Raw genomic sequence first — 22,829 nt, 5'->3', positions numbered from 1 at the left:
AACCCGGATTTACTTGCCTGCCGCATTGTGGGAAGTTCAACGAAAACAACGGCTTGAGTGCTTTCGCGCGGCTGGCATCGACCTTGCAATATAAAAGGCACGGCCGCCCTCGGCCGAACTACTACAGCAAGCAAGGAGACAACCGATGACCGACGCCTTCCTCCTCCCCCTCCGGATGTCCTGAGGCATCGCTTGTTGCGGCACGGCAGCCGCGCGGGCGACGGACTTCCCCTGGCCTTCGCCCGCGCGCGTGACGCCGCTTCCCGGCTCATCTACCCTTCATCAGGAATCATCGTGAAGAAGAAACCGTTCTACAAAGTGCTCTATGTGCAGGTGATTTTCGCCATCGTCGTCGGCGTGATCCTCGGCCATTACTACCCGTCGCTCGCCACCGAGATGAAACCGCTCGGCGACGGCTTCATCAAGCTGATCAAGATGGTGATCGGGCCGATCATCTTCTGTACGGTCGTGACCGGCATCGCCGGCATGGAGGACATGAAGAAGGTCGGGCGCGTCGGCGGCAAGGCGCTGCTGTACTTCGAGGTCGTGTCGACCTTCGCGCTGGTGCTCGGCCTCGCGGCGACGCACATCCTGCGCCCGGGCGTCGGCTTCAACATCGATCCGGCCACGCTGAACGGCAAGGAAGTCGCGTCGTACGCGGCGAAGGCGCACGGGCAGTCGACGGTCGACTTCCTGATGCACATCATCCCGAACACGATGGTCGACGCGTTCGCGCAGGGCGAGATCCTGCAGATCCTGCTGGTCGCGCTGCTGTTCGGCAGCGTGCTCGCGCACCTCGGCGAGCGCGGCCGCGTCGTCACCGACTTCATCGACGGGATCACGCGCGTGCTGTTCGGCATCGTGCACATCGTCACGAAGCTCGCGCCGATCGGCGCGTTCGGCGCGATGGCGTTCACGATCGGCAAGTACGGCGTCGGCTCGCTGGTGCCGCTGCTCAAGCTGATCGGCACGTTCTACCTGACGTCGGTCGTGTTCGTGCTCGTCGTGCTCGGCACGATCGCGCGCATCACCGGCTTCTCGATCATCCGCTTCGTCGGCTACATCAAGGAAGAGCTGCTGATCGTGCTCGGCACGAGCTCGTCGGAAGCCGCGCTGCCGCAGTTGATGGAAAAGCTCGAGAAGGCCGGCTGCTCGCGCTCGGTCGTCGGCCTCGTCGTGCCGACCGGCTACTCGTTCAACCTCGACGGCACCAACATCTACATGACGATGGCCGTGCTGTTCATCGCGCAGGCGACCAACATCGAGCTCACGTGGATGCAGCAGCTCACGCTGCTCGCGGTCGCGATGCTGACGTCGAAGGGCGCGAGCGGCGTCACCGGCGCGGGCTTCATCACGCTGGCCGCGACGCTCGCCGTCGTGCCGACCATTCCGCTGTCGGGCATGGTGCTGATCCTCGGCATCGACCGCTTCATGAGCGAATGCCGCGCGCTGACCAACATCATCGGCAACGGCGTCGCGACGGTCGTCGTGTCCGCGTGGGAGAAGGAGCTCGACCGCAACAAGCTGCGCCAGGCGATGACGGGCGGCGGCGAAGTCGCCGCCACCGAGACGGCCGGCGTCTGACGCGATGAAGGAGCAGGCGGCGCTGCCCGCGGGCGGCGCGCCGCGCGGCGGCAGGGCGGATCGGAACGGCTATGACACAATAGACGAACCGCATCGCCAGGAAGCCGTCACCGTGAAGCGCCGCCTGCTCGTCCTCGTCGCGCTCGCCGCCGTGCTCGCCGCGGCGTGCGCGCTGACGTGGACCGTGACCTGGCAGCGCGGGGTCGGCGAACTGCAGCGCAATGCCGCGGTGCGCGTCGACCGCACGACCAACGCGCTGAAGAGCACCCTCGACCGCTACGAATCGCTGCCGTACCTGCTCGGCAGCCACCCGTACGTGCAGGAGCTGCTCGCCGAGCCGAAGCGCGCCGACTACGCCGCGCGCGCGAACCGCTACCTCGAAGACCTCAACCAGCACGCGCGCGCGACCGTCACCTATCTCGTCGGCGCGGACGGCCTGTGCGTCGCCGCGAGCAACTGGCGCGCGCCCGACAGCTTCATCGGGATCGAATACCGTTTTCGCCCGTACTTTATCGATGCGATGAACGGCCGGGTCGGCCGCTTCTTCGGCATCGGCACGATCTCGCGCGACCCCGGCTACTACATCTCGCAGCCGGTGTGGCGCGACGGCCGGATCGTCGGCGTCGTCGTCGTGAAGCTCAACCTCGAATGGTTCCAGGGCGCCGACGCGTCCGAGCCGCTCGTCGTCGCCGACGATCACGGCGTCGTGTTCCTGTCGTCGGTGCCCGCGTGGAAATATCACACGCTCAAGCCGCTGGCGGGGCCCGTCGCCACGTCGATCTTCGAGACCCGCCAGTACGCGCAGCAGCCGGTCACGCCGCTGCCGCTCAGGGTCGAGCAGGTGCTCGATCGCGATGCGCAGATCGTGCGGCTCGGGCCGGGCCGCCGCGCGCCGCGCTATCTCGCGACGCAGCGCCGCATCGGCGAGCCGGACTGGCTGCTCGTCACGCTCGCGCCGATCGCGCCGGTCGATGCCGACGCGCGCAACGCGACGATCGTCACCGGCTTCGGCTTCGTGTCGATTGCGCTGCTCGCGTTCTACTGGCGGATGCGCCGCGCGCGCGTGCGCGAGATGATCCGCGGCCGCGCGCTGCTGCAGCAGGCGTATGCGGAGCTGAACCGGCGCGTCGAGGAACGCACGGCCGACCTGTCGGAAGCGAACGCGCAGCTGCAGAAGGAGGTCGGCGAGCGGATTCGCGCCGAGCAGGACCTGCGCGCCGCGCACGACGAGCTGATCCAGGCGAGCAAGCTCGCCGCGCTCGGCCAGATGGCGGCGGGCATCACGCACGAACTGAACCAGCCGCTCGCCGCGCTGCGCAGCTTTTCCGACAACACGCGCGTGCTGCTCGACCGCGGCGAGCAGGCGGCCGCGCGCGAGAACCTCGAGGCGATCGCCGCGCTCACCGAGCGGATGGGCAAGATCACCAACCAGCTCAAGCTGTTCGTCGGCCGTGCGCGGCCGCGCAACGAGCAGGCGCTCGTCGTGCGCGCGCTGCGCAGCGTGCTCGCGCTGCTCGGCGAACGGCTGCGCGGCGTCGAGCTGGTGCTGACGCTGCGGGATGACGCGGTGTCGCCCGTGCGGGAAGCGCCGCTCGATCTCGCGAACGACCATCCGGAGCTCGTCGCGCGCTGCGAGGACCTGCGCCTCGAACAGGTGCTGATCAACCTGCTCGGCAACGCGCTCGACGCAGTCGCGGCGGGAGGCGCCCCTCGGACGGCCGCTCCACGGATCGACGTGACGATCGAGGCGTCGGCCGCGACGCTCGCGATCCAGGTGCGCGACAACGGCCCGGGCATTGCCCCCGACCTGCTGCCGCGTCTGTTCGAGCCGTTCTTCACGACGAAGGAAATGGGGCGCGGGCTCGGCCTCGGGCTTGCGATCTCGTCGTCGATCGCGAGCGACGCGGGCGGCTCGCTGACTGCCCGCAACGCGCCGGGCGGCGGCGCGCTGTTCGTCTTGACGTTGCGGCGCGCCCGCACGCATCATCCGGACTCCGTGTCCGAGCGGACGGGCGCGCGCTAGCCGCCCTCCGCGCGCCGAATCGACCGGCAATCGGCGTGAAGCGACCCGCGCCCGCCCATCAGGAGCAAGTGAGTACGATGGCCAACCGGCTGCAAGTGATCTATATCGAAGACGACGCGCTCGTGCGCCGCGCGAGCGTGCAGAGCCTCCAGCTGGCGGGCTTCGACGTGACCGGCTTCGAGTCGGCCGAGGCCGCCGAGAAGGCGATCGTCGCCGACGCCGCCGGCGTGATCGTCAGCGACATCCGCCTGCCCGGCGCGAGCGGGCTCGACCTGCTCGCGCAATGCCGCGAGCGCGTGCCCGACGTGCCGGTGATCCTCGTCACCGGCCACGGCGACATCTCGATGGCGGTGCAGGCGATGCGCGACGGCGCGTACGACTTCATCGAGAAGCCGTTCGCCGCGGAGCGGCTGATCGAGACCGTGCGGCGCGCGCTGGAGCGGCGCGAGCTGGTGCTCGAGAACCACGCGCTGCGCCGCGAGCTGGCCGAGCAGAACGTCGTCGCGCCGCGCATCATCGGCCGCAGCCCGGCGATCGAGCAGGTGCGCAAGCTGATCGCGAACGTCGCGCCGACCGATGCGTCGGTCCTCATCAACGGCGACACCGGCGCCGGCAAGGAGCTGATCGCGCGCAGCCTGCACGAGCTGTCGCCGCGCCGCGACAAGCCGTTCATCGCGGTGAACTGCGGCGCGCTGCCCGAGCCGATGTTCGAATCGGAGATGTTCGGCTACGAGCCCGGCGCGTTCACGGGCGCGGCGAAGCGCCGGGTCGGCAAGCTCGAATACGCGTCCGGCGGCACGCTGTTCCTCGACGAGATCGAAAGCATGCCGCTCGCGCTGCAGGTGAAGCTGCTGCGCGTGCTGCAGGACGGCGTGCTCGAGCGGCTCGGCTCGAACCAGCCGATCCGCGTGAACTGCCGGGTCGTCGCGGCCGCGAAGGGCGACATGAGCGAGCTGGTCGCGGCCGGCACGTTCCGGCGCGACCTGCTGTACCGCCTCAACGTCGTGACGATCGCGCTGCCGCCGCTCGCCGAGCGCCGCGAGGACATCGTGCCGCTGTTCGAGCACTTCATGCTCGATGCGGCCGTGCGCTACGACCGCCCGGCGCCGGTGCTCACCGACCGGCAGCGCGCGAGCCTGATGCAGCGCGACTGGCCGGGCAACGTGCGCGAGCTGCGCAACGCGGCCGACCGGTTCGTGCTCGGCGTCGCCGACATGACGCAGGACGCGGGCGCGGCGGGCGACGACGACGCGAACGGGCAGACGCTGAAGGAGCGGATCGAGGAGTTCGAGCGCGCGGTGATCGCCGAGGCGCTGAACCAGACGGGCGGCGCGGTCGCGGCGACCGCCGACCGGCTGCACGTCGGCAAGGCGACGCTCTACGAGAAGATGAAGCGCTACGGGCTGTCGGCGAAAGGCGATACGGACCGCTGAAAGGACCGCTGAGACGAAAACGGACCGCGGAACCGGTGCTGTCCGGTCATGCGGTCCGTGTCGGGGCCCTGCTTGCGGCGACGCGCGCATTGCGCGCCTGTCGGCCGGTATCGGGCGGGTGGGCGGGTGGGCGGGTGCTCAGGCGGCGTTGCCGAGCGCCTTCTTGAGCAGCGCGTCGAGCTCCGCGAACTGCGGCGCGCCGACATAGCGCTTCAGGATCTTGCCGTCCTTGTCGACGACGAAGGTCGTCGGCGTCAGCTGCACGTTGCCGAACTGCTTCGCGGCGCTGCCGTCGTCGAGCGCGACCTTGAACGGCAGCTGGCGCGTCTGCGCGTAGTTCGCGACGTACATCGGCGGATCGTAGTTCATCGCGACCGCGACAAATTCCAGGCCCTGTCCCTTGAAGCGGTTGTAGGTCTCGACCATCTGCGGCATTTCCTGCATGCAGGTCGCGCAGCTCGTCGCCCAGAAGTTGACGAGGTAGACCTTGCCCTTCAGGTCGGACGCGGTCGAGATCTTCTGGCCCGACAGCAGCGTGAAGGTGGCGTCCGGCGCGCTGGACTTGCCGTTGAACGCGAAAAAGCCGGCCACGGCGATCGCGGCCACGACGGCGACGGCCGCGACGTAGCGCATCGGGCTGGCGCGGCGGCCCTGGGTGGGAGGCGTGGAGTTCATCTGCGGGGCTCTCGGAGTCGGTCGACGGCGCGGGAAATTGCGGTCGAAATTCGGGCGGTCGAAATTCGGCGATTATTTTAGCGCGAATGCGGTGCGCGCACCGGAGGCCGCCGCGCATCCGCGGATGGCCGTTCGACGCATAATGCACGCTTTGCCTGCTTCGATCCGCGTCATGCCGAAGGAACTTGCCGATTCGCTGCGTCCCCTTTTTCGTCGTTTCCGTCCGCTGCGGCAGTTCGCCGCGGTCGTCTGCGCGAGCGCCGCGCTGGCCGCGTGCTCGCCGTCGTTCGACTGGCGCACGCTGCACAGCGACGCCGGCTACACGGTCGACCTGCCCGCGAAGCCGACCGTCGAGGAACACGCGGTCGCGATCGGCGGCACGCCGATGAAGATGCGGATGCAGGCCGCGCACGTCGGCGGCGCGGTGTTCGCGGTCGGCACGGTGATGCTGCCCGACGACCGCGACGACACCCGGCGCGCGGTGCTCGACTACCTGCGCGCGGGCCTGTCCCGCAACCTCGACGGCGCGCCGCAGACGGCCACGGTGCCGGTGCCGCTCGCGGCGGGCGGCGCGGTGAACGGGCTCGAGCTGCGCGTCGCCGGCACGGCGGCCGGGCAGGAGCGCGCCCGCAAGACGATCGTGGCGCGGCTCGTCGCGCGCGGCAAGCATGCGTACCAGGCGGTCGTGATCGCCGACGCGCCGCTTGCGCCGGAACAGCTCGACCAGTTCTTCGGCTCGTTGAAGCTCGACTGAACACGGCGGGCGAGGGCGCCTCAGAGCGTCTTCGCCGACTGAAAGTTCCTTCGCAGCATTCGCCGCTAATCGCCGGATTTTGCTGGGCTTTTTCGGCTATCCACAGCGCATGTGGATAACTTTGTTGAAAAGTTGGCCGAATCTGCCGCCCGCCCGCGCCGGGCGGGCTTCCGGCCTGCTTGAGCAGCGGCTTGCCGTTCAAGAAAAGTCAATCAAAACAATGGCATGCGAACCGCGCATCAAGTATTGCCCGTCACGACGCAATCCGGGCCCGGATGCGTGGAATTGTGCATAAGTCAAGTCTTGACAGCCAAATTTTGTCCTCAGAGCGAGGTCAGCGCGCGCCGGTAGCGGATCGCCTCGGCGATCTGCGCGGCGGTCGGCAGCGGGTCGCCGGCGAGATCGGCGATCGTCCGCGCGACCTTCAGCACCCGGTAATACGCCCGCGCAGACCAGCCGAACCGCTCGCCGGCCTCGCGCAGCAGGCGCTCGCCTTCGTCGGTCGGCCGGCACAGGTCGTCGGTCTCGCGGCCGGTCAGCATGTGATTGGTCTTGCCCTGTCGGCCGAGCTGCAGCGCGCGCGCCTGCGAGACCCGCGCGGCAACCGCGGCGCTCGGCTCGCCGGGGGCCGACGCCCGCGCGGAAAGCTCGGCCGGCGTGAGCGCGGGCAGGTCGATCTGGATGTCGATGCGGTCGAGCAGCGGCCCGGACAGCTTGCGCAGGTAGCGCGCGGCGATGTCCGGCGAGCAGCGGCAGCGGCCGGACGGGTCGCCGTGCCAGCCGCACGGGCATGGGTTCATCGCGGCGATCAACTGGCACGCGGCGGGGAAATCCGCCTGCATCGCGACGCGGGAAATCGTGATGCGGCCCGCTTCGAGCGGCTCGCGCAGCATTTCCAGCACATGCCGGTCGAACTCCGGCAGCTCGTCGAGGAACAGCACGCCGAGGTGTGCGAGCGTGATCTCGCCCGGTTGCGGCGGATTGCGGCCGCCGACGAGCGCCGCGGCGCTCGACGAATGATGCGGCGTGCGAAATGGCCGCTGCCGCCATTGCGCGGGCGAGAAGCCGACGCGGCTCGCCGACAGCAGCGCGGCCGACATGAGCGCCTCGTCGTCGGTCAGCGGCGGCAGCAGCCCCGGCAGCCGGGCGGCCAGCATCGACTTGCCCGCACCGGGCGGCCCGACCATCAGCATGTGATGCCCGCCCGCGGCGGCGACTTCGAGCGCCCGCCGCGCGCCGCGCTGGCCGATCACGTCGGCGAGATCGGGCGCGGCCGACGCCGGCCGGGCGTCGAGTTGCGGCGCGCAGACAGGCGCGAGCCGTCCGTCGGGCGCATCGGCCAGGTGCGCGCACAGCGCGGGGAGGTCGGGCGCGCCGAATACGGTCACGCCCGGCACGAGCGCGGCTTCGGCGGCGCTGTCGAGCGGCAGGTAAAGCTCCGGGTCGCGGGACGGCTCGGCCAACGCGCCGCCTTCGACATGCCGGTCGCGCGCGACGCCGCACGCCATCGCGAACGCGCCGCGCATCGGCCGCAGCGCGCCGGTCAGCGACAGTTCGCCGGCGAATTCGCGGCCGACCAGCGCGTCGGCCGGAATCTGGCCGTTCGCGGCGAGGATGCCGAGCGCGATCGGCAGGTCGAAGCGGCCCGATTCCTTCGGCAGGTCGGCGGGCGCGAGATTGACGGTGATGCGGCGGACCGGAAATTCGAATCCGCAGTTCTGCAGCGCGGCGCGCACGCGCTCGCGGCTTTCGCGGACTTCGAGATCGGGCAGGCCGACGATCGAGAACGACGGCAGGCCGTTGGCGAGATGGACTTCGACGGTGACGTCCGGCGCGCGGCCGGCCGCCGGGGCGCGGCTGCGCACCACGGCAAGCGACATGGCGAGACTCCTGTTGAGCGGTCGGGCAGCCGGTCGGGCCGCCTGCCGCGGGAAAGGGAGGGATCGGTGCGCGCTTGCCGGCGTGGCGCGGAACAAAGAACGACGTGAGTACTACATGTCAGGGCGAGGCTGACGAGCGGGCCGCGGCACGCGGCCTGCTCGTCATGCCCTTTGGTCAGGCCCGCGAAATCGGGCCTGCAAAATTACGCCTGCGAAATTACGCCTGAGAAGCGGCGAGCTTCTGCTCGAGTTCCGCGACGCGCTTTTCCAGTTCCTCGAGACGCACGCGGGTGCGGGCGAGCACCTGCGCCTGCGTGTCGAACTCCTCGCGGGTGACGAGATCGAGCTTCGAGAAGCCTTGCGACAGCATGGCCTTCACGTTGCGCTCGACATCCTTGGCCGGCGAGTTTTTCAGCAGGTCGCTGACGCGCGACTGCAGATCGTTGAAAACGTCGCTGGGTTGTTTCATGTGATTCCCCTTCATTGCACAAAAAATGTGCATCTTCAGTTGCATACGTGCCCGTGAAGCACGCATGACCGGAAATGGTGCGCGTCGCGCGCGATTTCCGGGCACGGCGCCCGCATGGGTGAAAGTCCCTGCATCCCGGGACGTGCGTGCACTCTAGCAACGATCGTCGCCCGGCGCCAGCAAACCCGGCCCGCGTTGGCCGTTCGGCCGGGCTTCGACGTCTTTTCGCGCGGGAAACGGCCGTCGCCGCGCGGCGCAATGCGTCACCCGGACGCACATGGCATGCGAGTTGCTGGAGAGAGTCCGGCACAACATCCAACCAATTCGACGGGACAACCCAGCGAGAGGACTTCATGAAACTCATTACCGCAATCATCAAGCCGTTCAAGCTCGATGAGACCCGCGAGGCGCTCTCCGCCCTCGGCGTCTCCGGCATCACGGTGACGGAGGTGAAAGGGTTCGGCCGCCAGAAAGGGCACACCGAACTGTACCGGGGCGCCGAATACGTGGTCGATTTCCTGCCGAAGATGAAGATCGAGGCGGCCGTGTCCGACGATCTCGTCGACCAGGCGGTGGAAGCGATCGAGCGGGCCGCACGCACCGGCAAGATCGGCGACGGCAAGATCTTCGTCACGCCGATCGAGCAGGTGATCCGGATCCGCACCGGGGAGACGGGCGCGGACGCGCTGTAACAGACAAGACGAGCGACAAGAGGAAAACCAAGATGCGCAAACTTCTGATGACCCTGCTGATGGCCGGCTCGCTGATCGCGGCCGGCGTTGGCCCCGCGCTCGCGGACGACGCGGCGTCGGCCGCTTCCGCGCCGGCTGTGTCGGCTCCGGCCGACGCTTCGGCCGCTGCCGCCGCCCCGGCCGCTTCGGCGCCGGCTGCGTCGGAGGCCGCCGCTTCGGCGGCAGCGACCGCGCCGGCTTCGGGCGCCGAGGCATCGGCCGCCGCCGCCGCGTCGGCTCCGGCCGCGCCCGCCGCGCCGACCGCGCCGTTCTCGGTCGATTCGTCGAAGATCAGCGCGGGCGACACCGCGTGGATGCTGACGTCCACCGCGCTCGTGCTGTTCATGACGGTCCCGGGCCTCGCGCTGTTCTACGCGGGCATGGTCCGCAAGAAGAACGTGCTCGCGACCGTGATGCAGAGCTTCGCGATCACGGCGCTGATCACGGTGCTCTGGACGGTGGTCGGCTACAGCCTCGCGTTCACGCCGGGCAATGGCTTCATCGGCGGCCTGTCGCGCGTGTTCCTGCACGGGATGAACTACATCAAGGGCGACAAGGCGACGACGCTGACCGTCAGCCATCTGGCGACGACGATTCCGGAATCGGTCTACTTCGTCTACCAGATGACGTTCGCGATCATCACGCCGGCGCTGATCTGCGGCGCGTTCGCCGACCGCATGAAGTTCTCGGCGATGCTCGTGTTCATGACGCTCTGGTCGCTGATCGTCTACGTGCCGATCGCGCACATGGTGTGGGAGCCGAGCGGCTGGCTGTCGGCCGACGGCGTGCTCGACTTCGCGGGCGGCACGGTGGTGCACATCAACGCCGGCATCGCGGGCCTGATGTCGTGCCTCGTGCTCGGCAAGCGCATCGGCTACGGCCGCGAATCGATGGCGCCGCACAACCTGGTGCTGACGATGATCGGCGGCTCGATGCTGTGGGTCGGCTGGTTCGGCTTCAACGCGGGTTCGGCGGTCGCGGCTGACGGCCGTGCCGGCTTCGCGATGCTGACGACGCAAGTGGCGACGGCCTGCGCGGCGCTCGGCTGGATGTTTGCCGAATGGATCGCGAAGGGCAAGCCGTCGGTGCTCGGCATCGTGTCGGGCGCGGTCGCGGGTCTCGTGGCGATCACGCCGGCCGCCGGCTTCGTCGGCGTGGCGGGCGCGCTCGTGATCGGCATCGCGGCGGGCGTGATCTGCTTCTGGTCGGCGACGTGGCTCAAGTCGAAGCTCGGCTACGACGATTCGCTCGATGCGTTCGGCGTGCACGGCGTGGGCGGGATTCTCGGCGCGCTGCTGACCGGCGTGTTCGCGGTCAAGGACATCGGCGGCGCCGACGGCAGCCTGCTGCTGCAGGCCAAGGGCGTGCTGATCACGCTGGTCTACAGCGGCGTGCTGAGCTTCGTGCTGCTGAAGCTGATCGACCTGACGATCGGCCTGCGCGTGACGGAAGAGGAAGAACGCGAAGGCCTCGACGTGATCCTGCATGGCGAGCACGTCGAATAAGCGGGAACGATGGACGGCGGGCGGCCGCGACGCCGCCCCCGCTACGAATGAGCGCAGCGACTTCGGCCCGCCTTCCCGGCGGGTTTTTTTTCTCCTGCGACGGGGGCCGGCAGCGGATAACCCTGCGCGCTATCGGGTCAATAGCCAGAAACTTCCTCCAAATCCTTGCGATCCCGGGAACAATCCCCAAATGGGCAATGCAATTGCTCTACAATCTTCATTCTCCCGCTCGCGAGTGATTCATGGTTCCCCACCTCGTTACGGCGTTAAACGGTCCGCTGCTTGAACTCGAGCAGAAGATCCTCGACGCCACGCCTGCGATCGAACGCTGGTTCAGGCTCGAATGGCAGGAGCACACGCCGCCGTTCTACTGTTCGGTCGACCTGCGCAACGCCGGCTTCAAGCTGGCGCCCGTCGACGCCAACCTGTTTCCCGGCGGCTTCAACAACCTCCCGTCCGAAGTGCTGCCGCTCGCCGTGCAGGCGGCGATGGCCGCGATCGAGAAGATTTGCCCGGACGCGAAGAACCTGCTCGTGATTCCCGAGCTGCCGACCCGCAACGCGTTCTATCTGGAAAACGTCGCGCGGCTCGCGACGATCATGCGCCAGGCCGGCCTCAACGTGCGCTTCGGCTCGCTCGACCCGAGCATCACCGACATCACGCCGATCACGCTCGCCGACGGCCAGAAGATCGTGCTGGAGCCGCTCGAGCGCACGCCGCGCCGGCTCGGCCTGAAGAATTTCGACCCGTGCTCGATCCTGCTGAACAACGACCTGTCGGCCGGCATCCCGCCCGTGCTGGAAAACCTGCACGAGCAGTACCTGCTGCCGCCGCTGCACGCGGCCTGGGCGGTGCGCCGCAAGTCGACGCACTTCTCCTGCTATGACGACGTCGCGAAGAAGTTCGCGAAGATGGTCGGCGTCGATCCATGGATGGTGAATCCGTATTTCGCGCACGTCGAGGGCGTCGACTGGCAGGGGCATGAAGGCGACCAGGCGCTCGCCGACGCGATCGACGGCGTGCTGAAGAAGATCGCGCGCAAGTATCGCGAGTACGGCATCAGCGAGAAGCCGTACGTCGTCGTGAAGGCCGATGCCGGCACCGCCGGGCGCGGCGTGATGACCGTGCACGACGCGGCCGAGATCGGCCGGATGTCGAAGGCCGAGCGCGCGCAGATGGCCGAGTCGAAGGCCGGGGTCGCGGTGCGCGACGTGATCGTGCAGGAAGGCGTGTACACGTTCGAGCGGATCGGCGACGAGGTCGCGGAGCCGGTCGTCTACATGATCGACCGCTACGTGGTCGGCGGCTTCTACCGCACGCACGGCGGCCGCGAGCGCGACCAGAACCTGAACGCGCCGGGCATGCACTACGTGCCGCTCGGCTTCGAGCACACCGCGCTGCCCGATGCCGGCGCCAAGCCGGGCGCCGCGCCGCCGAACCGGTTCTACATGTACGGCGTCGTCGCGCGGCTGTCGCTGATTGCGTCGTCGATCGAACTGGAAAAGACCGATCCGGAAGCCATCCAGGTGTAACGGCCGCGCTGCCGGCACCGCAAAGACAGGACCCGCATGGACATTCTCTTTATCGCCGACCCGCTCGAGCGCTTCAAGATCTACAAGGATTCGACCTACGCGATGATGGCGGAGGCCGCGCGGCGCGGGCATGCGATCTACGCGTGCGAGCCGCACCAGCTCGCGTGGACGGGGTCGGGCGTCGAGGCGGACGTGCGGCGCGTGACGATCGTCGGCGACGCGGCCGACCTGCACCGTCATCCGTGGCACGAGGCGGCCGCGCACGCGTCGCGCCTGCTGACGTCGTTCGACGCGGTGCTGATGCGCAAGGACCCGCCGTTCGACATGGAGTACGTGACGGCCACGTGGATGCTCGAGCTGGCCGAGCGCGCCGGCGCGCGCGTGTTCAACAAGCCGCAGGCGATCCGCGATCATTCGGAGAAGCTCGCGATCGGCGAATTCCCGCAGTTCGTCGCGCCGACGCTCGTCACCCGCGATGCCGCGCGGCTGCGCGCATTCCATGCCGAGCACGGCGACGTGATCGTGAAGCCGCTCGACGGCATGGGCGGGATGGGCGTGTTCCGCGTGAAGGCGGACGGGATGAATCTCGGCTCGATCATCGAGATGCTCGGCCACGACGGCACGCGTTCGCTGATGATCCAGAAGTTCATCCCCGAGATCAAGGCGGGGGACAAGCGCATCCTGCTGATCGCGGGCGAGCCCGTGCCGTATTCGCTCGCGCGGATTCCGCAGGGCAGCGAGGTGCGCGGCAATCTCGCGGCGGGCGGCGTCGGCGTCGCGCAGCCGCTCACCGCGCGCGATCGCGAGATCGCCGAAACGCTCGGTCCGGTGCTGGCCGCACGCGGCCTGCTGCTGGTCGGACTCGACGCGATCGGCGACTGGCTGACCGAGGTGAACGTCACGAGCCCCACGTGCTTTCGCGAGATCATGGAGCAGACGGGCTTCGACGTCGCCGCGATGTTCGTCGACGCGCTGGAGCGCGCGGCCGCGTAAGCCGCGCGATTCACGCAACGCCGGCGGCGGCCGCGCAGGCCCCCCGCCGCCGGAATGGCTCGGCCGGACAGGCCGACCGGCCTGCTACAATGCCCGCTCGCCCGGCGCCGCGATTCGACGCGCCGCAGGCCCGGCGGCCGGGCCGAACCGTTGCAAGGCTTGAACATGAACCGACCCACTCGATCGCGTTGCTCGTTGCCCGGCTCGGGGCGAACAGGCGGGTGCTGACATGGCAGGGATTCTGATCATCGCGCACGCCCCGCTCGCGACCGCGCTGCGGGACTGCATCGCGCACATCTACGGCGGCGTGCCCGCCCGCATCGGCTGCATCGACGTGCAGGCGGACAGCGATCCCGTCCAGGTGATGGCGTTCGCGCACGCGGAGCTCGCGCGGCTCAAGGAAGAAAACGGCGCAATCGTGCTGACCGACATGTACGGCGCGACGCCTGCGAACATCGCCGGCCAGCTCGCGAAGGTCGCGGACGTGCGGGTGCTGGCGGGCGCCAACCTGCCGATGCTGGTGCGCGCGGTCTGCTACCGCACGCTGCCGCTCGACAAGCTCGTCGACAAGGCGCTGTCCGGCGGCGCGAAAGGCGTCCACGAAGTCGCGGCGGGCACGCCGCCGCCGCCGTCCGAGGTCGGCTGCGGCGCATGCGCGCCGATTCCGCCGGAGCCGTGCCCGCGCACCCGGTCGACGTGACCGGATTGCGTTCCCCGTTTTAGACCCGTTCGCCGGCGCTGGCCGCCGGCGGCCTCGACCGACCGAGAACCATGCTTCAACAAGAAACCACCATCGTCAATAAATTGGGGCTGCATGCGCGCGCATCGGCCAAGCTCACGCAACTGGCCGGCAATTTCCAGTCCGAAGTCTGGATGTCGCGCAACGGGCGCAAGATCAACGCGAAAAGCATCATGGGCGTGATGATGCTCGCGGCGGGCATCGGCAGCACGGTCACGATCGAGACCGAAGGGCCGGACGAGAATGAAGCGATGGACGCGCTGCTCAAGCTGATCGCCGACAAGTTCGGCGAAGGGCAGTGACCCGCAGCACGGAATCGTTGCCGTTTCCAGTGAGAATGCCGCGCCTATCGCGGCATTTTTTTCGCAGGCACGATTGATGCGATCCGCGCAATGCTGCGCTGCACGCAGTCAGCGGCCACGTGTGGAATTTATAATCGCTATCGGGGTCATAAGCGCATCGCAGCGGTGCGCCGCGGCTGTTCATGTAAAGAGGAGGTGCGCGTGTCGTTCACGCTGCATGGCATTCCCGTCTCACGTGGTATCGCGATCGGTCGTGCGTATCTGATCGCGCCGGCGGCGCTCGACGTCGCCCATTACCTGATCGAGGCGAATCAGATCGACGCCGAGGTCGAGCGCTTCCGCGCGGCGCTCGCGGCCGTGCATCGCGAGCTCGAAGCGCTTCGCGCGGACCTGACCGACGATACCCCGACCGAAGTGGGCGCGTTCATCGACGTGCACGCGATGATCCTGAGCGACGCGATGCTCGTGCAGGAAACCATCGACCTGATCCGCACGCGCCGCTACAACGTCGAATGGGCGCTGACCGAGCAGCTCGACCTGCTCACGCGCCATTTCGACGACATCGAGGATGAATACCTGCGCGAACGCAAGGCCGACATCGAGCAGGTGGTCGAGCGCGTGCTGAAGGCGCTCGCGGGCGCGCCGTCCGCGTCGCAGGCGCTCGACGGCGCCGCGAAATCCGGCACCGACGAGATGATCGTCGTCGCGCACGACATCGCGCCGGCCGACATGATGCAGTTCAAGAGCCAGTCGTTCCAGGCGTTCGTCACCGATCTCGGCGGGCGCACGTCGCATACGGCGATCGTCGCGCGCAGCCTCGGCATTCCGGCCGCGGTCGGCGTGCAGCACGCGAGCACGCTGATCCGCCAGGACGACCTGATCATCGTCGACGGCGACCAGGGCATCGTGATCGTCGACCCGGCGCCGATCGTCCTCGAGGAATATTCGTACCGCCAGTCCGAAAAGGCGCTCGAGCAACGCAAGCTGCAGCGTCTCAAGTTCTCGCCGACGCAAACGTTATGCGGCACCAAGATCGACCTGTACGCGAACATCGAGCTGCCCGACGACGCGAAAGTGGCGGTCGAGGCAGGCGCGGTCGGCGTCGGGCTGTTCCGCTCCGAATTCCTGTTCATGCACCAGAAGGCGATGCCGGAGGAAGAGGAGCAGTTCGCCGCTTACAAGCGCGCGGTCGAATGGATGAAGGGCATGCCGGTGACGATCCGCACGATCGACGTCGGCGCCGACAAGCCGCTCGAAGCGCTCGACGAAGGCTACGAGACCGCGCCGAACCCGGCGCTCGGCCTGCGCGCGATCCGCTGGAGCCTGTCCGAGCCGCAGATGTTCCTCACGCAGCTGCGCGCGATCCTGCGCGCGTCCGCGTTCGGGCAGGTGAAGATCCTGATCCCGATGCTCGCGCACGCGCAGGAGATCGACCAGACGCTCGACCTGATCCGCGAGGCGAAGCGCCAGCTCGACGACGCGGGGCTCGCCTACGATCCGAACGTGCGGATCGGCGCGATGATCGAGATTCCGGCCGCGGCGATCGCGCTGCCGCTGTTCCTGAAGCGTTTCGATTTCCTGTCGATCGGCACCAACGACCTGATCCAGTACACGCTCGCGATCGACCGCGCGGACAACGCGGTCGCGCATCTGTACGACCCGCTGCATCCGGCGGTGCTGCACCTGATCGCGTACACGCTGCGCGAAGCGAAGCGCGCCGGGGTGCCGGTGTCGGTGTGCGGGGAGATGGCGGGCGATCCGGCGCTCACGCGCCTGCTGCTCGGCATGGGACTCACCGAGTTCTCGATGCAAACGAGCCAGCTGCTCGTCGTCAAGCAGGAGATCCTGCGCGCGCACCTGAAGGCGCTCGAAAAGCCGACGGCCGACGTGCTCGCGGCGTTCGAGCCCGAGGAAGTGCAGTCGGCGCTGCAGCGCCTGTCGACCGCCGAGCCGCACGCGGACGCGGCCTAGGGCGTGAACACGCCCTAGCCTGTTCTCGCCCACGTTCCCGCACGCGGGGCGTGGGCCGCGCGTCAGTGCCGTCCGCCGCACACCGGGCAGTCCGCCTGGCGCGCGATCTTCATCGTCGTCCATTCCATCCGCAGCGCGTCGAGCATCATCAGCCGGCCGTTCAGCGTTGCGCCGATGCCGCCGATCACGCGCAGCGCCTCGGCCGCCTGCATCGCGCCGATGATGCCGACCGTCGGCGCGAACACGCCCATCGTCGCGCACGCGACTTCCTCGAACGGCTGGTCCTCCGGAAACACGCACGCGTAGCAGGGCGCGTCGGCGCGCCGGAAGTCGAACGTGCTGATCTGGCCGTCGAAGCGCAGCGCCGCGCCCGACACGAGCGGCACGCGGTGCGCGACGCACGCGCGGTTGATCGCGTGGCGGGTCGCGAAATTGTCGGTGCAGTCGAGCACGACGCTTGCCTGCGGCACGTGCGCGTCGAGCCACGCGCCGTCGACGCGCTCGGCGACCGCGTGCACGGTCACGTCGGGGTTGAGCTGCGCGAGCGTGTCGCGCCCCGATTCCACCTTCCTGCGGCCGACCGATGCGGTCACGTGCAGGATCTGCCGCTGCAGGTTCGTGAGATCGACCGTGTCCGCGTCGACGAGCGTGATCGTGCCGACGCCGGACGCCGCGAGGTACATCGCGGCGGGCGAGCCGAGCCCGCCCGCGCCGACGACGATCGCGTGCGCGTCGAGAAAGCGCTGCTGCGCCTCGATGCCGATTTCGTCGACGAGGATGTGGCGGGAGTAGCGGAGAAGTTGATCGTCGTTCATGTGCGGAGGGTGGGCGCAGAGCGGGGCGGACCTGCTTATTCTAGGGTCTGTTTACATACGGAACGCACATGCGTTGCCACGAGAACGGCCGCTCGCGAGGCGTGCGACGCCGCGAATACTGGACGTATTCGCAAGAAGCACAACGCGGCGAGCGGCCGTTCTCGTGGCAACCCCAAATTAAAAAATTCATTCCAGGGGAATGCCCGAAATCGCCCGCATGGCGGCGTCGCGCGTCGCTTGTTTGGCTCGGCCAAACGGCGCTCCTTCCTCCTTGCCCTGCGGGCGATTTCGGGCATTCGCATGTGCGTTCCGTATGTAAACAGACCCTAGGGCCTGCCCGCACGGGCGGCGGGCAGGCGAACGTGCTGTGCCGGCCTGGGCGGCATCGATCCGTGCGCGGTGGCGCGCCCAAACGAAACGGGCCATCGCGGGGTTGCCGCGATGGCCCGTCGGGTGCCGGCCGGCGCTTACTGCGGCGCCGACGCCGGCTTGGCGGCGGATGCCTTCGGCGCCGGCTTCGCAGCCGCCTTGCCGGCCGGGGCCTGCGTGCTCTCGGCGAGCAGCGACTTCGAGGCTTGCACCGGCTTGCCTTCGAGCTTCGCGAGCGCTTGCTGCATCATGAAGTCTTCCGTGCTACCGAACTCGATCGGCTTGCGATCGCGGTCCTTCTGGCGCTGCTCCGGCGTCTTCTTGTCGTTCTGCTCCTCGAGAACGCGGAGCTGGTCCATCCGGCGCTGCTCGCGCTCTTCCTGCTCCTTCTTCTCGTTCGGATCCTGCGTGTTCGCGAGGTGGTTCGTGTAATCGACCTCGCGCGTCACGAGCACGTCGTCCGGATCGCCGTCCGCGTACTGGTCGACCGGCACGTCCGGCGTGATGCCCTTGTTCTGGATCGAGCGGCCGCTCGGCGTGTAGTAGTAGGCGGTCGTCAGGCGCAGCGCGGTATCGGCCGTCATCGGACGGACCGTCTGCACCGAGCCCTTGCCGAACGTCGTCTTGCCCATGATGGTCGCGCGCTTCGAATCCTGCAGCGCGCCCGCGACGATTTCCGACGCGGAAGCCGAATACGCATTCGTCAGCACGACGATCGGCACGGTCTTGAAGACCGGCGGCAGGTTCTTCAGCGGATCGCCGTCGAACGACGGCAGGCGGTAATTGTCGTAGGTATCGCGGTAGACCTGCTTCGAATCGGGGATCTGGCCGTTGGTCGACACGACGACGGAATCCGGCGGCAGGAACGCGCCCGCGACGCCGACCGCGCTCTGCAGCAAGCCGCCGCCGTTGTTGCGCAGATCGAGGATCAGGCCCTTCACGTTCGGCTGCTGGCGCGCGATGTCCTGCAGCCTTGCCGCGAGATCGGGCGTCGTGCGCTCCTGGAAGCTCGTGATGCGGATGTACGCGTAGCCCGGGTCGAGCATCTTCAGCTTCACGCTCTGCACGCGGATCACCGCGCGCGTGACCGTGATCGGGAACGTGCGGTCATCGCTCTTGCGGAAGATCGTCAGCGTGACCTTGGTGCCCGGCTCGCCGCGCATCTGCTTGACCGCCTTGTCGAGCGTCATGCCGCGCACCGGCTTGTCGTTGATGCGGGTGATCAGGTCGCCCGGACGGATGCCGGCGCGAAATGCCGGGGTGTCCTCGATCGGGGAGATCACCTTGACGAGGCCGTCTTCCTGCGAGATCTCGATGCCGAGACCCGCGAAGCGGCCCTTCGTCTGCTCCTGCAGTTCCTCGTAGTCGGTCTTGTCGAGGAACGACGAGTGCGGGTCGAGGCTCGACACCATGCCCTTGATCGCCGCCGTCAGCAGCTTCTTGTCGTCGACCGGCTCGACATACTCGCGCTTGATCTGGCCGAACACCTCGGCGAACAGGCGCAACTGGTCGAGCGGAAGCGGCGCCGTGACGGTCTGTTCGGCCGACGCCGAGATTTGCAGCGTGGCGAACACGCCCGTGGCAAGGCCCGCGGCAATCAGGCCGATGTTCTTCAATTTCATACGCATAGAGATCTGGTGCGGTCGGGAAGCGCGTGGCGGTAGCGGAGATCGAGCGGACAAGTATAACTGTTCGTCCGGCGGGGCAGTGGAATGGACCGAAACCGGTTCGACCGTGCCCGGGCGAAGAGGTTCGCGCGAGCGCTAGGGGTTCGCGCAAGCGCCCGCCGCGCCGGCGCGGGGCCGGCGCGGCGGGGCGGGATCAGCCCGCCTTGCCCTGCTTCGCGACGGCGGCCTGCGCCTTCGCGATCGCGTCCTGGTCGCCGAGGTAATAGCTCTTGAGCGGTTTCAGGTTTTCGTCGAGTTCATAGACGAGCGGCACGCCGTTCGGGATGTTCAGGCCGACGATGTCGCTGTCCGAGATGCCGTCGAGATACTTGATCAGCGCGCGCAGCGAGTTGCCGTGCGCGGCGATCAGCACCTGCTTGCCGCCCTTGATCGCCGGCGCGATCGATTCGTTCCACAGCGGCAGCACGCGCGCGACCGTGTCCTTCAGGCATTCGGTGAGCGGCAACTGCTCGCGCGGCACGCGCGCGTAGCGCGGGTCCGCGTACGGCGCGCGCTCGTCGGTCGGCTCCAGCGCGGGCGGCGGCGTGTCGTAGCTGCGGCGCCAGACCAGCACCTGCTCGTCGCCGAACTTCGCGGCCGTTTCCGCCTTGTTCAGGCCCGACAGCGCGCCGTAGTGGCGCTCGTTGAGGCGCCACGAGTGCACGACGGGCAGGTACATCAGGTCCATGCGGTCCTGCACGTGCCACAGCGTGCGGATCGCGCGCTTGAGCACGGACGTGTACGCGATGTCGAACGTGTAGCCGGCTTCCTTGAGCAGTTCGCCGGCCTGGTAGGCCTCGTTGCAGCCTTGCTCGGTCAGGTCGACGTCGACCCAGCCGGTGAAGCGGTTTTCCTTGTTCCACGTCGATTCGCCGTGGCGGATGAGGACGAGCTTGTACATAGATGCTTGCGGTCGGTAGTGAAGGAAGCGGTGCGCGCCGCACGGCGCCCGGGACGGGCCCGCCATCGCGCAAGACGGTTATTTTATAATGGCCGGATTGTCCTTTTCCGATTTCTCTCTTTCCGGCGGAATTCCGTGAGTTTCTTTACCGATTACACGAACCTGGCCCTCGTCGCGATCCTGCTGGTGTCCGGCGGCCTGCTTGCGTATCCCGCGCTGCGCCGCGGCCGCGGCGGCCTGTCGGCCGCGGAGGCGACCCAGCTCATCAATCGCCGCAACGCGGTCGTGATCGACGTGCGTCCGGCGTCCGAGTTCGCCTCCGGCCACCTGCCGTCGGCGCGCCAGGTCGAAGCCGGCGAGATCGGCGCGAAGATCGCGCAGGTCGCGAAGAACAAGAGCACCCCGGTGCTGCTCGTGTGCCAGAACGGCCAGCAGTCGCAGAAGGCGGCGCGCGCAGTCGAGGCGGCGGGCTACGCCGAGGTGCACGTGCTCGAGGGCGGCGTCGCCGCGTGGCAGCAGGCCGGGATGCCGGTCGTCAAACAAGGAGTGGCGAAGTGAACAAAGTGGTCATGTACAGCACCCAGGTGTGCCCGTATTGCATCCAGGCCGAGCGGCTCCTGAAGCTGCGCGGCGTCGAGCAGATCGAGAAGGTGCTGATCGACAAGGATCCGGCGCGCCGCGAGGAAATGATGTCGCGCACCGGCCGCCGCACGGTGCCGCAGATCTACATCGGCGACACGCACGTCGGCGGCTACGACGACCTGTCGACGCTCGACCGCGCCGGCGGCCTCGTGCCGCTTCTGCAAGCCGCCTGATTAGGGCAGAATGGCCGCCGGTCGCGCGGCCACGCGCGCAGGATCAACCGGGGCGGCCGGCGCAGGCCGGCCGCCTTGTCACCACATTTAGGGAAACAACATGTCCGACGTCGAAAACCAACCGTTCTTCAACATCCAGCGCGTCTACCTGAAGGATATGTCGCTCGAGCAGCCGAATTCGCCGGCGATCTTCCTCGAGCAGGACATGCCGTCGGTTGAGGTCGAAGTCGACGTGAAGGCCGAGCGTCTCGCCGAAAGCGTGTTCGAAGTCGTCGTGTCGGGCACCGTGACCGCGAAGGTGAAGGACAAGGTCGCGTTCCTGATCGAGGCGAAGCAGGCTGGAATTTTTGACATTCGCAACATTCCTGACGAACAGCTCGACCCGCTCGTCGGCATCGCCTGCCCGACGATCCTGTTCCCGTACCTGCGCTCGAACATCGCCGACGCGATCACGCGCGCGGGCTTCCCGCCGATCCACCTCGCCGAGATCAACTTCCAGGCGCTGTACGAGCAGCGTCTCGCGCAGCTCCAGCAGCAACAGGCTGGTGCGGCCGGCGCGCCGAACGGCTCGGCGCTGAACTGAGGAACGAGCAAGGACCGGTGCTGGGTATGAAAGTAGCCGTTCTCGGCGCCGGTGCCTGGGGCACCGCGCTCGCGGGCCACCTGGCCGCGCGGCACGACACGCTTCTGTGGGCGCGCGACGCCGCGCTCATCGCCGGGCTGCAGGCCCGGCACGAGAATTCCCGCTATCTCGACGGCATCGCGCTGCCCGACGCGCTGCGCTACGACGCGGATTTCGCCGCGGCGCTCGCGCACGGCGCCGCGGACGACGCGCTGTGCGTGATCGGCGCGCCCGTCGCCGGCCTGCGCGCGCTGTGCCGCGCGATGCGCGACGCGGGCTGCGTGCCCGCGCACGTGATCTGGGTCTGCAAGGGCTTCGAGGCGGACACGCATCTGCTGCCGCATCAGGTGATCGCCGCCGAGCTGCCCGAACAGCACAGCAACGGCGTGCTGTCGGGCCCGAGCTTCGCGCGCGAGGTCGGCCAGGGGCTGCCGGTCGCGCTGACGATCGCGAGCGCGTCGGCAGCGTGCCGCGAGCGCACGCTTTCGGCATTCCATCACGGCGCGATGCGGATCTATACCGGCGACGACGTGGTCGGCGTCGAGGTCGGCGGCGCGGTGAAGAACGTGCTGGCGATCGCGACCGGCATCGCCGACGGCCTCGGCCTCGGCCTGAACGCGCGCGCCGCGCTAATCACGCGCGGCCTCGCGGAAATGTCGCGGCTCGGCGTCGCGCTCGGCGGCCGCGCGGAAACCTTCACCGGCCTCACGGGCCTCGGCGACCTGATCCTCACCGCGACGGGCGACCTGTCGCGCAACCGCACGGTCGGCATGCAACTGGCCGCGGGCCGCTCGCTGAACGATATCCTCGCCGCGCTCGGCCACGTCGCCGAAGGCGTGCGCTGCGCGCAGGCGGTGCTCGCGATCGCGCGCGAGCACGCGATCGAAATGCCGATCACCGAAGCCGTGTGCGGCGTGCTGTTCGACGGCGTCGCGCCGCGCGATTCGGTCAGCGGGCTGTTGCGGCGGGACGCGCGCGCGGAGTAGCGCGGCGGTCGCATCGCCGCGCAAAGCGGATTACGCTTGAACCATCTCCGGCATTCGAGGAGG

The 22,829-nt window shown here is 68.4% G+C and carries 21 protein-coding genes; 15 read left to right on the top strand and 6 right to left on the bottom strand.

From position 1 onward, the window contains the following. Positions 1 to 294 precede the first annotated feature (294 nt). The 3 genes from KY49_RS20670 to KY49_RS20660 all read left to right on the top strand — a co-directional run bounded on the left by KY49_RS20670 (position 295) and on the right by KY49_RS20660 (position 5,040). Entirely contained in the window at positions 295 to 1,584 is a 1,290-nt protein-coding gene (locus tag KY49_RS20670; RefSeq protein ID WP_042586401.1) for a dicarboxylate/amino acid:cation symporter, read from the top strand. Between the two features lie 4 nt (positions 1,585 to 1,588). Next, positions 1,589 to 3,607, top strand: coding sequence for a sensor histidine kinase (locus KY49_RS20665; protein ID WP_042586400.1), 2,019 nt, complete (start codon positions 1,589 to 1,591; stop codon positions 3,605 to 3,607). Positions 3,608 to 3,684: 77 nt separating this feature from the next. Continuing rightward, a complete protein-coding gene (locus KY49_RS20660; protein ID WP_042586399.1) occupies positions 3,685 to 5,040 on the top strand; it encodes a sigma-54-dependent transcriptional regulator in 1,356 nt (451 codons plus the stop codon). A gap of 138 nt (positions 5,041 to 5,178) precedes the next feature. Here KY49_RS20660 and KY49_RS20655 read toward each other — a convergent pair whose 3' ends face one another. Continuing rightward, the gene (locus KY49_RS20655) at positions 5,179 to 5,715 is read right to left on the bottom strand and encodes a TlpA disulfide reductase family protein (RefSeq protein ID WP_042586398.1); all 537 of its coding nucleotides are present in this window, start codon (positions 5,713 to 5,715) and stop codon (positions 5,179 to 5,181) included. Between the two features lie 172 nt (positions 5,716 to 5,887). Between KY49_RS20655 and KY49_RS20650 the strand changes: the two genes are divergently transcribed. Next, positions 5,888 to 6,469 (top strand): hypothetical protein, encoded by a 582-nt coding sequence (locus KY49_RS20650; RefSeq protein WP_042586397.1) that lies wholly within the window; start codon positions 5,888 to 5,890, stop codon positions 6,467 to 6,469. 323 nt (positions 6,470 to 6,792) lie between these two features. Here KY49_RS20650 and KY49_RS20645 read toward each other — a convergent pair whose 3' ends face one another. Together KY49_RS20645 and KY49_RS20640 are read right to left on the bottom strand one after the other, a co-directional pair. Further along, entirely contained in the window at positions 6,793 to 8,349 is a 1,557-nt protein-coding gene (locus KY49_RS20645; protein WP_042586396.1) for a YifB family Mg chelatase-like AAA ATPase, read from the bottom strand. A 217-nt stretch (positions 8,350 to 8,566) separates the two neighbouring features. Further along, positions 8,567 to 8,818 carry an accessory factor UbiK family protein gene (locus KY49_RS20640; protein WP_006398174.1) on the bottom strand — a complete coding sequence of 84 codons (252 nt, stop codon included), beginning with the start codon at positions 8,816 to 8,818 and terminating at the stop codon, positions 8,567 to 8,569. A 353-nt stretch (positions 8,819 to 9,171) separates the two neighbouring features. Between KY49_RS20640 and KY49_RS20635 the strand changes: the two genes are divergently transcribed. The 7 genes from KY49_RS20635 (at position 9,172) to ptsP (ending at position 16,591) form a co-directional block, all read left to right on the top strand. Beyond that, positions 9,172 to 9,510 (top strand): P-II family nitrogen regulator, encoded by a 339-nt coding sequence (locus KY49_RS20635; RefSeq protein ID WP_006398175.1) that lies wholly within the window; start codon positions 9,172 to 9,174, stop codon positions 9,508 to 9,510. Between the two features lie 32 nt (positions 9,511 to 9,542). Beyond that, a complete protein-coding gene (locus KY49_RS20630) occupies positions 9,543 to 11,054 on the top strand; it encodes an ammonium transporter (protein ID WP_042586395.1) in 1,512 nt (503 codons plus the stop codon). 242 nt (positions 11,055 to 11,296) lie between these two features. Further along, positions 11,297 to 12,586, top strand: coding sequence for a glutamate--cysteine ligase (gene gshA / locus KY49_RS20625; RefSeq protein WP_042586394.1), 1,290 nt, complete (start codon positions 11,297 to 11,299; stop codon positions 12,584 to 12,586). A gap of 36 nt (positions 12,587 to 12,622) precedes the next feature. Then, positions 12,623 to 13,579, top strand: coding sequence for a glutathione synthase (gshB, locus tag KY49_RS20620; RefSeq protein ID WP_042586393.1), 957 nt, complete (start codon positions 12,623 to 12,625; stop codon positions 13,577 to 13,579). Between the two features lie 229 nt (positions 13,580 to 13,808). Then, a complete protein-coding gene (locus tag KY49_RS20615; RefSeq protein WP_010090584.1) occupies positions 13,809 to 14,279 on the top strand; it encodes a PTS sugar transporter subunit IIA in 471 nt (156 codons plus the stop codon). Positions 14,280 to 14,350: 71 nt separating this feature from the next. Next, entirely contained in the window at positions 14,351 to 14,620 is a 270-nt protein-coding gene (locus KY49_RS20610) for an HPr family phosphocarrier protein (protein WP_010090585.1), read from the top strand. A gap of 201 nt (positions 14,621 to 14,821) precedes the next feature. Continuing rightward, positions 14,822 to 16,591, top strand: coding sequence for a phosphoenolpyruvate--protein phosphotransferase (ptsP, locus tag KY49_RS20605; RefSeq protein WP_042586884.1), 1,770 nt, complete (start codon positions 14,822 to 14,824; stop codon positions 16,589 to 16,591). Positions 16,592 to 16,653: 62 nt separating this feature from the next. Here ptsP and KY49_RS20600 read toward each other — a convergent pair whose 3' ends face one another. The 3 genes from KY49_RS20600 to gpmA form a co-directional block, all read right to left on the bottom strand. Further along, positions 16,654 to 17,406, bottom strand: coding sequence for a HesA/MoeB/ThiF family protein (locus KY49_RS20600; protein ID WP_042586392.1), 753 nt, complete (start codon positions 17,404 to 17,406; stop codon positions 16,654 to 16,656). A gap of 467 nt (positions 17,407 to 17,873) precedes the next feature. Then, positions 17,874 to 19,403: a S41 family peptidase gene (locus KY49_RS20595; RefSeq protein ID WP_042586391.1), complete on the bottom strand. Its 1,530-nt coding sequence runs from the start codon at positions 19,401 to 19,403 to the stop codon at positions 17,874 to 17,876. 193 nt (positions 19,404 to 19,596) lie between these two features. Further along, positions 19,597 to 20,343, bottom strand: coding sequence for a 2,3-diphosphoglycerate-dependent phosphoglycerate mutase (gene gpmA / locus KY49_RS20590; protein WP_010090589.1), 747 nt, complete (start codon positions 20,341 to 20,343; stop codon positions 19,597 to 19,599). Positions 20,344 to 20,478: 135 nt separating this feature from the next. Between gpmA and KY49_RS20585 the strand changes: the two genes are divergently transcribed. From KY49_RS20585 to KY49_RS20570, 4 genes are all read left to right on the top strand, one after another. Then, positions 20,479 to 20,901, top strand: coding sequence for a rhodanese-like domain-containing protein (locus KY49_RS20585; RefSeq protein ID WP_042586390.1), 423 nt, complete (start codon positions 20,479 to 20,481; stop codon positions 20,899 to 20,901). Continuing rightward, positions 20,898 to 21,158: a glutaredoxin 3 gene (gene grxC / locus KY49_RS20580; protein ID WP_010090591.1), complete on the top strand. Its 261-nt coding sequence runs from the start codon at positions 20,898 to 20,900 to the stop codon at positions 21,156 to 21,158. The genes KY49_RS20585 and grxC overlap by 4 nt, the downstream gene beginning before the upstream one ends. Before the next feature lie 100 nt (positions 21,159 to 21,258). Beyond that, complete coding sequence (gene secB, locus KY49_RS20575; protein ID WP_010090592.1) at positions 21,259 to 21,741, top strand: protein-export chaperone SecB; 483 nt, start codon at positions 21,259 to 21,261, stop codon at positions 21,739 to 21,741. A gap of 26 nt (positions 21,742 to 21,767) precedes the next feature. Next, positions 21,768 to 22,766 (top strand): NAD(P)H-dependent glycerol-3-phosphate dehydrogenase, encoded by a 999-nt coding sequence (locus KY49_RS20570; RefSeq protein ID WP_042586389.1) that lies wholly within the window; start codon positions 21,768 to 21,770, stop codon positions 22,764 to 22,766. Positions 22,767 to 22,829 lie beyond the last annotated feature (63 nt).

The organism is Burkholderia sp. MSHR3999, from assembly GCF_000833595.1.
In the GTDB taxonomy this organism is placed as follows: Bacteria; Pseudomonadota; Gammaproteobacteria; order Burkholderiales; family Burkholderiaceae; genus Burkholderia; species Burkholderia ubonensis.
Note: the sequence above shows the minus strand (reverse complement) of the source record. Positions and strands in the feature narration are given on the sequence as shown.

Bases quoted from the DNA above. Each gene is read 5' to 3' on its own strand.
- gshA (WP_042586394.1), top strand. From the start codon at position 11,297: ATGGTTCCCCACCTCGTTACGGCGTTAAACGGTCCGCTGCTTGAACTC.
- gpmA (WP_010090589.1), bottom strand. From the start codon at position 20,343: ATGTACAAGCTCGTCCTCATCCGCCACGGCGAATCGACGTGGAACAAG.
- KY49_RS20610 (WP_010090585.1), top strand. From the start codon at position 14,351: ATGCTTCAACAAGAAACCACCATCGTCAATAAATTGGGGCTGCATGCG.
- KY49_RS20660 (WP_042586399.1), top strand. From the start codon at position 3,685: ATGGCCAACCGGCTGCAAGTGATCTATATCGAAGACGACGCGCTCGTG.
- KY49_RS20645 (WP_042586396.1), bottom strand. From the start codon at position 8,349: ATGTCGCTTGCCGTGGTGCGCAGCCGCGCCCCGGCGGCCGGCCGCGCG.
- KY49_RS20650 (WP_042586397.1), top strand. From the start codon at position 5,888: ATGCCGAAGGAACTTGCCGATTCGCTGCGTCCCCTTTTTCGTCGTTTC.
- KY49_RS20630 (WP_042586395.1), top strand. From the start codon at position 9,543: ATGCGCAAACTTCTGATGACCCTGCTGATGGCCGGCTCGCTGATCGCG.
- KY49_RS20615 (WP_010090584.1), top strand. From the start codon at position 13,809: ATGGCAGGGATTCTGATCATCGCGCACGCCCCGCTCGCGACCGCGCTG.
- KY49_RS20635 (WP_006398175.1), top strand. From the start codon at position 9,172: ATGAAACTCATTACCGCAATCATCAAGCCGTTCAAGCTCGATGAGACC.
- KY49_RS20665 (WP_042586400.1), top strand. From the start codon at position 1,589: ATGAAGGAGCAGGCGGCGCTGCCCGCGGGCGGCGCGCCGCGCGGCGGC.
- KY49_RS20595 (WP_042586391.1), bottom strand. From the start codon at position 19,403: ATGCGTATGAAATTGAAGAACATCGGCCTGATTGCCGCGGGCCTTGCC.
- KY49_RS20600 (WP_042586392.1), bottom strand. From the start codon at position 17,406: ATGAACGACGATCAACTTCTCCGCTACTCCCGCCACATCCTCGTCGAC.
- secB (WP_010090592.1), top strand. From the start codon at position 21,259: ATGTCCGACGTCGAAAACCAACCGTTCTTCAACATCCAGCGCGTCTAC.
- gshB (WP_042586393.1), top strand. From the start codon at position 12,623: ATGGACATTCTCTTTATCGCCGACCCGCTCGAGCGCTTCAAGATCTAC.
- KY49_RS20640 (WP_006398174.1), bottom strand. From the start codon at position 8,818: ATGAAACAACCCAGCGACGTTTTCAACGATCTGCAGTCGCGCGTCAGC.
- KY49_RS20570 (WP_042586389.1), top strand. From the start codon at position 21,768: ATGAAAGTAGCCGTTCTCGGCGCCGGTGCCTGGGGCACCGCGCTCGCG.
- KY49_RS20655 (WP_042586398.1), bottom strand. From the start codon at position 5,715: ATGAACTCCACGCCTCCCACCCAGGGCCGCCGCGCCAGCCCGATGCGC.